We start from the raw sequence: 1,105 nt of genomic DNA, 5'->3' as shown, positions 1-1,105 counted from the left end.
CATATGGGGTAAAGGTAGGAGCACTTTGTTTGGCAGTTACTTTTCAACTACCAAATTAATAACCCGATTTTACACTACCGCTAAATTAACTCGTCATCTATAATAATACTGTTTAATTCTCTTTTAAAATTAAGCAAAATCTTATTGTTTATTATATCTAAGTATTCATCGACTTGGCCAATTGCGATAATTTCTTCAATATGATCCCAATACTTATGAAAAATAATTTTAAAACTATCAGATTTATCAATATCCTCTATTAATTCAAATAGTGCCTCAATATTATAATGCATATCAATCAAAGATATTGCACCTCTTCTATAACTATCAATCAACTCTATCATTTTTGAAATATATTTAATACTATCATCATTCATATAAAATCCTTATTGTGGAATTACTGTTACTACATCTCCTAAAGAGTTTGTTATTACCTTTATATTATCAAAAATGTGTACTGTAGTACCTTCAGTATTTCCAGGTATTTTTGAACCATTTTTTATTGCATTCTCTACCGCAGAAGGCATAATTCCACGACCTTGCATTTGATCTAATGCATGAGCGGTAAATCTTCTCCCATTTATTTCTGTAGATGTATTATTACCCAAAGTTTTTATAGGGTTTCCTCTCCGTCCAATCGGAGTTTTAGAACTGAATCCATTATTAGTCCCAGATGCCAACATTGTAAGTCCAACTGCAACCGTAGAGGCTCCTGTCACTTCCAAAGCCTCACCTGTAGCAACCACAGCTGCCCCTGCAGCAACCGCAGGAACAGCTAATGTTCCACCAGATCCAACTGTGGCTGTTCCAGCTCCGCCTACCCCAAATCCTTTTAAAATGTTACCGCCAACAACCATTAATGCCCCAGCAGAAATAGTTAATAGGGCATCTCGATTATCTATAATAAAACTAACTACACGCTGAAAACCACCTAAAAATCCGCCAGTATTTATTGTTCTATCCTCCCTCCCATCCGGATCCGTATACTTCACCGGATTATTCCCCGCATAATGGTAAAGCTGCAGGTTTACCAGGTTGTACACACCTCCCATACCGGGCAGACTCCGGTTGTGCCTCCTCGCCTCATCACTTACAGGCGCTAGCA

2 protein-coding genes are annotated in these 1,105 nt (G+C 37.4%); both read right to left on the bottom strand.

From position 1 onward, the window contains the following. Nucleotides 1–80: 80 nt before the first annotated feature. A complete protein-coding gene (locus tag WKV44_10610) occupies nucleotides 81–377 on the bottom strand; it encodes a hypothetical protein (GenBank protein MEM5948987.1) in 297 nt (98 codons plus the stop codon). A gap of 9 nt (nucleotides 378–386) precedes the next feature. Next, a partial coding sequence (locus WKV44_10605) for a hypothetical protein (protein MEM5948986.1) occupies nucleotides 387–1,105 on the bottom strand: 719 nt, incomplete at its 5' end.

It is taken from the genome of Spirochaetia bacterium 38H-sp, from assembly GCA_039023545.1.
In the GTDB taxonomy this organism is placed as follows: domain Bacteria; phylum Spirochaetota; class Spirochaetia; order Winmispirales; family Winmispiraceae; genus Rarispira; species Rarispira pelagica.
Note: the sequence above shows the minus strand (reverse complement) of the source record. Positions and strands in the feature narration are given on the sequence as shown.